10 protein-coding genes and 1 other RNA gene are annotated in these 8077 nt (G+C 33.0%); 6 read left to right on the forward strand and 5 right to left on the reverse strand.

Annotated features, from left to right (window positions below; genetic code table 11):
- Positions 1-28: 28 nt before the first annotated feature.
- Entirely contained in the window at positions 29-289 is a 261-nt protein-coding gene (locus A3835_07790) for a hypothetical protein (GenBank protein ORI07446.1), read from the reverse strand.
- A 131-nt stretch (positions 290-420) separates the two neighbouring features.
- Between A3835_07790 and A3835_07795 the strand changes: the two genes are divergently transcribed.
- From A3835_07795 to A3835_07815, 5 genes are all read left to right on the forward strand, one after another.
- Positions 421-807 carry a hypothetical protein gene (locus tag A3835_07795; protein ORI07447.1) on the forward strand — a complete coding sequence of 129 codons (387 nt, stop codon included), beginning with the start codon at positions 421-423 and terminating at the stop codon, positions 805-807.
- Positions 808-809: 2 nt separating this feature from the next.
- Complete coding sequence (locus tag A3835_07800) at positions 810-1187, forward strand: hypothetical protein (protein ID ORI07448.1); 378 nt, start codon at positions 810-812, stop codon at positions 1185-1187.
- Positions 1184-1513 (forward strand): hypothetical protein, encoded by a 330-nt coding sequence (locus A3835_07805; GenBank protein ORI07449.1) that lies wholly within the window; start codon positions 1184-1186, stop codon positions 1511-1513. The genes A3835_07800 and A3835_07805 overlap by 4 nt, the downstream gene beginning before the upstream one ends.
- A 5-nt stretch (positions 1514-1518) precedes the next feature.
- The gene (locus A3835_07810) at positions 1519-2157 is read left to right on the forward strand and encodes a hypothetical protein (GenBank protein ID ORI07450.1); all 639 of its coding nucleotides are present in this window, start codon (positions 1519-1521) and stop codon (positions 2155-2157) included.
- Positions 2158-2257: 100 nt separating this feature from the next.
- Complete coding sequence (locus A3835_07815; protein ORI07451.1) at positions 2258-3430, forward strand: hypothetical protein; 1173 nt, start codon at positions 2258-2260, stop codon at positions 3428-3430.
- 181 nt (positions 3431-3611) lie between these two features.
- Here the strand turns inward: A3835_07815 and A3835_07820 are convergent, their stop codons facing one another.
- From A3835_07820 to A3835_07830, 3 genes are all read right to left on the reverse strand, one after another.
- A complete protein-coding gene (locus A3835_07820; GenBank protein ID ORI07452.1) occupies positions 3612-4811 on the reverse strand; it encodes an integrase in 1200 nt (399 codons plus the stop codon).
- Positions 4812-5045: 234 nt separating this feature from the next.
- Positions 5046-5404, reverse strand: a transfer-messenger RNA (tmRNA) gene (gene ssrA, locus A3835_07825).
- A 26-nt stretch (positions 5405-5430) separates the two neighbouring features.
- Positions 5431-5835, reverse strand: a complete 405-nt coding sequence (locus A3835_07830) for a histidine phosphotransferase (protein ORI07453.1) — start codon at positions 5833-5835, stop codon at positions 5431-5433.
- An 85-nt stretch (positions 5836-5920) separates the two neighbouring features.
- On the opposite strand from A3835_07830, the gene A3835_07835 reads away from it, so the two are divergent.
- On the forward strand, positions 5921-6730 hold the full coding sequence (locus A3835_07835; GenBank protein ORI07454.1) for a 3-methyl-2-oxobutanoate hydroxymethyltransferase: 810 nt from the start codon (positions 5921-5923) through the stop codon (positions 6728-6730).
- Between the two features lie 37 nt (positions 6731-6767).
- Here the strand turns inward: A3835_07835 and A3835_07840 are convergent, their stop codons facing one another.
- The gene (locus A3835_07840) at positions 6768-7787 is read right to left on the reverse strand and encodes a 3,4-dihydroxy-2-butanone-4-phosphate synthase (GenBank protein ORI07455.1); all 1020 of its coding nucleotides are present in this window, start codon (positions 7785-7787) and stop codon (positions 6768-6770) included.
- Positions 7788-8077 lie beyond the last annotated feature (290 nt).

The raw sequence follows: 8077 nt of genomic DNA on the forward strand, positions 1-8077 counted from the left end.
GCAATAACGCTTAAGGCAAATTGCTCAGTCATGATCTATCCTTTTTGGTAAAAATTTCGCCTTCGCCAAAAAATAGCCACTGGATCGAAAAGTCATACTTGTCAGCAAGTAGGATGATCCATGATAGTGGCGGTCTGTTCTCTTTTATGACATTCCAGTAAGCGACTCTAGTGACGTTAAGCACTTGTTTGGCAAAGTCATTTTTGCCGTAGTCAAGCAGTCTTCTAGCCGCATCTATACGCTGCGTAATGGCTACAATATCAAGCGTTTGGTGCTGCTTTTTATCCATCGAAAATCCCTTTTTACGCTATAATGTAAATACATTTTAACGCTTTGGTTAAATATTTGAGTTAATTATATACTCAATTGAAATAAAAGTCAATAGCATATTACTCAAAAATTTCTAAAAGGAGTATAAATATGGAAAATTTAGAAGCTATTTTGGCGAGAATGCGCGCTGTGCTCGGAGTAAAAACAGATAAGCAGATGTGTGAAATTTTAGAAATTCCATACAATACTATTACGACTTGGAAAGATAGGGACAAAATTCCAAAAGGAAGATTTTTGGAAATTGCCGCAAAGCTAAATGTAACGCCCGAATATCTAGAGAGTGGAATAAATATATCAGGTGGCAACAATCAAATCGGCAATTTAAATACACAAAACAATGGTTCAAATGAAAAGGATAGAGGCGAGATATGGAGCGAGTTTGTAAAGCTCTTTGATGAATACGGCAGCAATGCAATGCTTAAAAAATTTATCGAGCGTCTAGAGGAAGAAAAAGAGAAATTTACTAAAGGAGAGTAAAAATGCTTGAGCAGGATAAATACTGGACTAAAAATATCGGTCTTAGTGTAAATGATAACGAAAATGAAATAAGTGTCTTTGAGGTAAAGGAGCTGATGCTTTTTAGAGAAGATGCTAAGAGTAACGCAGGGTATGGAGATGACAAAATGTTGGCTGCTCAAGAATTTCTAGAATTTTTGGATATAGAATATCATAAAATTTTAGATGCTGATTTTGTTTTTAAAGATAAAGATGATCCTGTATGGCTATGGGTAAAATTTTCTCAAGAAGTTGGAAGAAAAAAGAGAGGCGATACAAAAATATATAACATACAAATCCACGGTGGAAACAATCAAATAGGCGACGGAAATACTCAACATAATAATGGAAATAAAGCGTGATAGATGAATTTTTAAAGGCATTTTTTGATGCGATAGGTGGCTTTGTAAGTTATTGTCTCGCTTTTATTTTTAGTGGCATAGAAAAATTTATCATGTATATATTGTATTATCCAGATCCGCAAATCTTGTATTATAGATTAGCCGGATTTATGATGCTTTTTATGATAACAATTTCTTTGTTTTCATTTTATATGAACAAAAGAAGGCGTCGATTAAAAAAGGATAAGCCACTTAAATTTTATAATAATAAAAGACACACTATTATAATCAATGGTGGAAATAATCAAATCGGCAACGATAATACGCAGAATAATTACAAGAGATAGAGATAATGAAAGAAGTGGTTTTACAAAATTTCGGTTTTATTTTACTTGCTTTTTCTGTGTTGCTATTTATTTTAATATATCTAGTTTTAATTTTTATTGGTTATAAACCAAGAGAGACAATAAAAACAATATTATCCGCCATATCCTATATTATACTTTATTTGCTAATTGAAGCCATTCTTTGCCGTATTATTTTTGGCAAAGAATATGAGTATTATGTGGGATATTATTTATTTTATTTATTTGCAGCATATATAGACTATAGACCTCGTGACTTAATACGAAGTAGCTGCATAACTATCATTTTATCTATTATACTAGCTATTGGTGGCGACGGGAAAGAATCTTTTTATGAGTTTTTGATGAATTTTACAGTAGGTTTTATATCAATAAATTTTACCTCTATAGTTTTTCTATCATTGCAAAAATTGATAAATCTTACTAAAGAACAATGGATGCAACATAAAATTACAAATAACATAAATGCAAAAACTATATCTATTGACAATGAAAATGATGTTGCAATAGATAACTCTCGTGTTCTTAATGCAGAAATCAATACTTTAGTAGATATTGGGAATATAATAGAAAGCGGCATTCAAAATAAAATTCCTGATGATTTTACAAAAAATGAAAAAATATAAATTTCAAATTTTAATTAGAATATATATTGGAACTAGGCAAGCAAGTTTAGAGAATAGAAATAAATTATGGCGAATTACAAACATATAAAAAGGAGAGGATATGGGCAATGAAAAACAATCTAATATAGATGTTATTCAAAAAAGACTTATTTCTGTTTTTAAAGATGAAACAAAAATATCCGCACTGTCTGGATTATTGGATATGATAGAAAACAACTCTTTTGCTACAGCAGTCTCTAATATTGAGAATTTTTATACTAACTATGGTGATTTTGCTACAAAAAAAGAAGAAATAGACGAAATTTTGGATGACGTAAAAGACTCCCAAGAAAAAATAAATAATGCTTATAGCGAAATTTACGATATAGACGATAGGAGCATAGCACTAAAAGACTCGAGTAGTATTTTAAATAATTTAAGGCAAGCCAATAATGATGCTGTAAAAATAAGAAAAACATATATAAATTTTTATGGACAAAAAGACAGCGAAGGCAACCAGACACAAGGTATTGTTTCTAAACTCGAGTCTGCTTGTAGCGAAATAGAAGAATCGGAAGATAAAATAAATGAGCTAAAAGATTTTTATGACGAGGTATTTAATGGGATTACGGATGATAATGATCCAAAAAACAATAAAAAGTCATGGGTAGACTTTTTGGATGAAAAAAAAGAATATGTAAATAATATGATTGAACAGGGGGAAAATGACTTTAAAAATTTAAAGAATAAGATAAATTCATTGCTTCCTGGCGCAACTTCCGCTGGGTTAGCTAGGGCATATATGAGACAAAGAAGAATAACGGAAAAGAAAGTAGAAAAGTGGAATCGTATTTTTAATTGGGCTATAGTAACATTTGCTGTTGCTTTCTTGTTTTATTTTATTTTAGCTATATATTTAAACACTTTTGGTTTTGTTGATTTTTTTAAAAGTTTACCATTGTGGGTATTTAGTGGATTTTTTATTTATTACTCAACACAACAGATTTCTGAGTACAAGAAAACAGCCGATGAATATAGGCACAAAGAAGCCTTAGCGTCATCTTATATTGGCTTTGAGCGTCTTATATTGGAATCTGGAAATATAGAATTGAGAGATAAGCTTTTAGAAATAGCTACTGATGCTATCGGTGTTAATCCCAGTGATAGAATAAATTCTAGCGGGCAAATTCCAAGTTTAACATTTTTAGAAAAAATTATAGATTTACTTCCATCTGAAAGTCTGAGGAAACTTTATGACAAAATAGGTAATTCTCTAAATATCGCAAAAAAATAATAACTTTATACATTTTTTAGGAAACTCATAATCTAAACTATCCGTAAAAAGCGGAGAGTTTAGATGAATAACGATTTAGATTTGATCAAAAAAGCTTTAGCGATCTTGAAAATCACAAGGTTTATAAAAAAAGTTTTTTAAATTTACACTCTATGCAAAATAATACACAATATTTTATACGTTATTTTACCAACACATCCAAATAATCCGCCCACCATTGCATTAACATCTTCATATCTGCTAAATTTTGAGCTCTATTGTAAGCTTCTCTTACTTTATCCTTGTCCTTGTGTGCAAGGCATCGTTCGATGATGTCAGCATGACAACCATGTTCATTTCTTTTTTCGTTGGCCATAGTTGAAAACATCGCACGAAAGCCATGAGAAACGATCTCGTCTTTGCTATATCCCATGCGTCTTAGTGCTGTATTTAATGTATTTTCACTCATTGGGCGGCTTTTGGATAGTGTGCTGGGAAAAAGATACCCTTCGGTATTTCTACAAATTTTTGCATAGTCTTTTAATAAATTTACGACTTGATCAGCTAGCGGTAGTCTAAAAGCCTCTTTCATTTTCATTTTATCTGCTTTAATCGTCCAAATTTTTGTGGACAGATCAAACTCATCCCACTGGGCAGCCCTAACATTAAATGGACGCATAGCGGTGTAGATCGCAAGCTTTAGTGCAACTTTTGTTTTTATGTCACCATTATATCCGTCTACTGACACAAGTAGCGTACGTATCTCATTTTCATCTGTGATAGTAGGGAAATTTTTAGGCTTTGCGATTTTAAAGGCGTATTTGAAATTTATATCGGCCACGACGTTGTGAGCAACTATCTCATAGGTGACAGCGTATCTAAAAATTTGATTTAGCAAGATAAATACACGCTTGATGGTTTCTAAATTCCCAGCTTTTTCTATGGTCTTTAATACATCTATTATTTCTACTGCTTTTATATTGTCCAATGGTCGATCGCCTAAATAAGGTGCAACGTGCTTGTTAAAAATCAAATTTTGTTTTTTTAAGTAGTTTGGAGTTATGTTTTCGGATTTTATATCTAGCCATTTTGTAGCGATATCGTTTAGTGTTGTTTTGCTACTCTTTTTACTTATTAGCGGATCAATACCGTCTAATATTTGAGCGGCCAGCTCCCTGCGTTTTTCTCTGGCGGCTGAGAGGCTAAGATCAGGATAATTACCCAGGGCCATTCGGCGTGTTTTTAATGTAAGAGGACTTTTATATTCAAGTGCAAAAAATTTACGACCGCCTGGCTCGATGAAAATAAATAAATTTTGTCCGTCAGATTTTTTATAAACCTTATCTTTGGGTTTTAAAGCCCTTATGGCTGTGTCCGTCAAAGGAGGGTTAATTTTTGGCATTTTTGTCCTTTTGGTGCCCGCAAGCCCCTAAAAATCAAGCAACGATTTTTTACGGACATTTTTTGGCGGACAATATTTTATCCTTTAAATTATCCGTAAAAAGTCCTTAAAGGCAATTAAAAGGGCTTAAAAATATTGAAAACAATTTAAAATAATAAGATATAATAAAAGTCGTTTTTGTCGCGCTTTGGGAAAGGTTTTTAAAAAGATTGAAAGGGATTAAAAAATATAAAATGGTGGAAGCGAGGGGGATCGAACCCCTGTCCAAAAACAAAATACATACAGCCTCTACACGCTTAGCAAAAGTGAAAATTTCATCTAAAAAGGCTCACTTTCCAAAACCAAAATTTAGACTAAGACCAAAATTTCAGCTCGCACTCAGTCATATTACGAGCCTACTCTAGCTAAATTACTTGCTTTTGTCCTAGCTAGAATTAGACTAAGCAAGGCTCAACTGAACTTACGCAGCTTTAGCGTAAGCAGGAGCGAAATTAACGTTGTTTGCGTTTAAATTTAATTTGAGCTTTTTACGCTTTGCTCAAAGCGACGTGCCACCGTACACACTCTGCTCCTGTCGAAGCCAAGTCGCTCCCAAAAAATAAAATGGTTAGTGAATTATTTAGTTAAGTTTTGCAGGCACATCAATGATTTTTGGTTCAAGAACACTAAAATATTCAAAATCGTTCTCGACGTCATCTTTATATTTATTAAACTGATCGCTAATAAGTAGCAACCAATCTATAAATTTATCATTTGCTGGCCCTTTTAGACTTCTTGCCTCTTGAGTTATCTCTTCAGCTAAAGTTGTAAGCTTTAATATCGGATCAAGATGCATAAATCCTGCTGCTGATTTAATATTATGAAAAATCCTAGTAAGCTCTAAGATGCTGTCTTTATATTTATCAGCTCTTCCTAAATTTATTATCAAAGGCTCAAGTAAATCGCACATTAAAGCATAGTGAGATAAAAATTCTTCAACTATGTCATAAGAGTAATCTATTTCAAGCCTTTTTAATATACCCATTTTTATGTCCTTAAGAAATTGGCGTAATTGTAGCAAAAATTTGATAAAATTGTTAGCCTTTTAGCTAAAATCCTTGGAGCTTGCAATGAAAAATGAAAAAACTCAGAAGAAAAAACTAAGCATAAATGATATAAAAAATAAAAAAGGCATTGAGCCTATTGTAATGATAACAGCCTATGATGCGTTATTTGCCAAGCTTTTTGATGATTATGCTGATATTATTTTGGTTGGTGATAGCTTAAATATGAGTTTTAATATGCAAGAAAACACGATAAGTGCGGACATGAATACCATGCTTTATCATACAAAGGCCGTTTGTAATGGAGCTAAAAATACTTTTATCATGGCTGATATGCCATTTGGCAGCTACACAAATGAAAAGCAAGCTATAAAAAATGCGATGAAATTTTTCAAACAAACAAATGCCGATGCGGTAAAGCTCGAAGTTGGCATGCACCAAGTAAATTTAGTGAAGCGCCTTTGTGAAGAGGGCATAAACGTTATGGCTCACATTGGCTTAAAGCCTCAGTTTTATAAATTTGAAGGTGGCTATAAGATAAAAGGCAGAAGCGAGATCGAGGCAAAAAAACTAATTGAAGAGGCTTTGGCGTTTGAGCAAGCTGGAGCATTTGGTATCTTACTTGAGGGCACGATGAGTGGCGTGGCCAGTGAGATAACAAAGCAAGTTCATGTACCAGTTATTGGTATCGGATCTGGAGTAAACGTCGATGGACAGGTGCTTGTATGGTCTGACATGCTTGGGTTTTTCGAAGACTTTAAACCAAAATTTGTAAAACGCTATCTTGATGGAGCGGATATTGTAAGAAAGAGTGTGCAATCCTACGCAAATGATGTAAAGAGCAAAATTTTTCCAAGTGAAGAATTTTGCTATTAGGACGATTAATATCCGCATTAAATAGAACATGGCAAAATTAAATTTCTTTATAGCCCTCTATATCAAGACCAAAGCCTGCAAGGCTTACAAATTCTTTATTTTTATTTGAGCTTAAAAGCTCAATCTCGCTTATACCAAAATACTTTAAAATTTGTGCCCCAATGCCATAATCTTTTTGTGAGCTTGCATCGCTTTTATTACTGTCTAAAAATAGTAACACTCCACCATTTTTACTTAAAAAATCCAACGACTTTAATAAATTATCAAATTTATCTCCGCTTAAAAGCTCATGATCTTTACTTATTTTTTGAAATTTTACATTAGTTTGCGCTTTTATCTCTCCGAAAATATAGGCAGCGTGATTTTTATTTTCGTGATCTTTTATGTCATATCTTTTTGCTTCAAAACCACAGATTTTTACACTCTTTGTGGGCGAAACTTCTATTAGGCTTTCGTGGCTAAGTCTGTATTCTACTAATTCAGAAACGCTTATCATATTTAGGTTAAATTTTTTACAGAATTCCTCCAGATAATCACGTCTTGCCATTGTGCCATCTTCTTTTACAATCTCGCAAATCGCTGCCATTGGACTAACGCCAGCAAGTTTGCAAAGATCAACTGATCCTTCAGTGTGACCTGTTCGAACGAGTACGCCGCCTTTTTTTGCAATAAGCGGAAATATATGCCCAGGCCTTACAAAATTTTCAGGCACTGAATCAGTATTAGCAGCAAGTCTAATCGTCATATCACGCTCATAAGCACTTACGCCTGTCGTTGCTTCCTTTGCATCAATCGTGACAGTAAATGCGGTTTCGTGACTAGATGTATTTTTAGAAACCATTAGTGGCAAATCAAGTCTTTTTGCGTTTGCTTCATCCATCGCAAGGCAAAGCACGCCTTTTGCATGAGTGATTGCAAAATTTACCTTTTGCATATCGCTGCTTGTCGCCGAAAAGACCAAGTCTCCTTCATTCTCACGGTCCTCATCATCGACCATAATTACCATTTTGCCATTTTTTATATCTTCGATCGCTTTTAATACATTTTCAAATGCCATAAATTTCCCTTATTAAATTTTTACGATTATATTGATTTTTTGATAACTTAGAGATAAAAATATTAATTTTGATTTGTCTTGTATCAATTATTTAGAAATTTTAGTAAAAGATTTATTTTTAAATATATGCGATTTAGTAGCGATAAATTAGATTTTATTTTTCAATTTATTTTATATGTAAAATTTTAAAACATAAATTTTTAATAAAATGCACTATTTTTAAGAATGACAATAACTGGGAAAAATGGAAGTTAAAGAATAAAAGATGGCGCAGCGGACGGGGCTCGAAC

The sequence above is a fragment of the Campylobacter concisus genome, from assembly GCA_002092835.1.
GTDB classification, from domain to species: Bacteria; Campylobacterota; Campylobacteria; order Campylobacterales; family Campylobacteraceae; genus Campylobacter_A; species Campylobacter_A concisus_K.

Bases quoted from the DNA above. Each gene is read 5' to 3' on its own strand.
- A3835_07790 (ORI07446.1), bottom strand. From the start codon at position 289: ATGGATAAAAAGCAGCACCAAACGCTTGATATTGTAGCCATTACGCAG.
- A3835_07795 (ORI07447.1), top strand. From the start codon at position 421: ATGGAAAATTTAGAAGCTATTTTGGCGAGAATGCGCGCTGTGCTCGGA.
- A3835_07800 (ORI07448.1), top strand. From the start codon at position 810: ATGCTTGAGCAGGATAAATACTGGACTAAAAATATCGGTCTTAGTGTA.
- A3835_07810 (ORI07450.1), top strand. From the start codon at position 1,519: ATGAAAGAAGTGGTTTTACAAAATTTCGGTTTTATTTTACTTGCTTTT.
- A3835_07815 (ORI07451.1), top strand. From the start codon at position 2,258: ATGGGCAATGAAAAACAATCTAATATAGATGTTATTCAAAAAAGACTT.
- A3835_07820 (ORI07452.1), bottom strand. From the start codon at position 4,811: ATGCCAAAAATTAACCCTCCTTTGACGGACACAGCCATAAGGGCTTTA.
- A3835_07830 (ORI07453.1), bottom strand. From the start codon at position 5,835: ATGGGTATATTAAAAAGGCTTGAAATAGATTACTCTTATGACATAGTT.
- A3835_07835 (ORI07454.1), top strand. From the start codon at position 5,921: ATGAAAAATGAAAAAACTCAGAAGAAAAAACTAAGCATAAATGATATA.
- A3835_07840 (ORI07455.1), bottom strand. From the start codon at position 7,787: ATGGCATTTGAAAATGTATTAAAAGCGATCGAAGATATAAAAAATGGC.